The sequence below is a fragment of the Sphingomonas endophytica genome, from assembly GCF_001476895.1.
Lineage (GTDB): Bacteria > Pseudomonadota > Alphaproteobacteria > Sphingomonadales > Sphingomonadaceae > Sphingomonas > Sphingomonas endophytica_A.
The window spans coordinates 1-545 of the sequence record NZ_LDTB01000278.1 but is presented as its reverse complement, the minus strand read 5'-3'; the positions used below and the strand labels follow the sequence as shown (position 1 = coordinate 545).

The 545-nt window shown below is 62.0% G+C and carries 1 protein-coding gene; it reads right to left on the bottom strand.

Translation table 11 applies throughout. The features are described 5' to 3' along the window. On the bottom strand, positions 1-545 hold a 545-nt coding region (locus NS334_RS17175; RefSeq protein WP_193753173.1), incomplete at both ends, for a GMC family oxidoreductase.

Below are 545 nucleotides of genomic sequence, written 5' to 3'. Positions count from 1 at the left end.
GGGTTCAGCCGCGCCTGCTTGTATTTGTTGTTCCGCCTGTAGGACACGCCGATCGCGCGCCGCCCGTCCATCACCACGCGGGTCACCCGCGCATCGGTGATGACCTCCAGATTCGGCCGGTCCAGCGCGCTTTCCAGAAACGCCTTTGCCGAACTCCAGCGCCGCCCGCGGTTCTGGGTAACCTGATAAAGGCCGACCCCTTCCTGACGCTCGCCGTTGAAATCATCATTATGCTGGATCTGCAGTTCGCGCCCCGCCTTGACGAAGGATCGGCTGAGCGGGTTGACCGTCTGCAATTCGCTGACAAACAGTTCACCACCCGTCCCGTGGTATTCTGAATTACCGAATCGTTGATTGTTTTCCAGTCGCTTGAACAGGGCGCGGACACGGTCCCAGCCCCAGACCGAGGTGCCAGAGGCGACTTCCCAACCGTCGTAATCCGCCTTGTGGCCGCGCATATAGACCATCGCGTTGATCGAGCTGGACCCGCCCAGCGTCTTGCCGCGCGGCCAAAACAGGGGGCGGGCGTTCAGATGCTGCTGGGG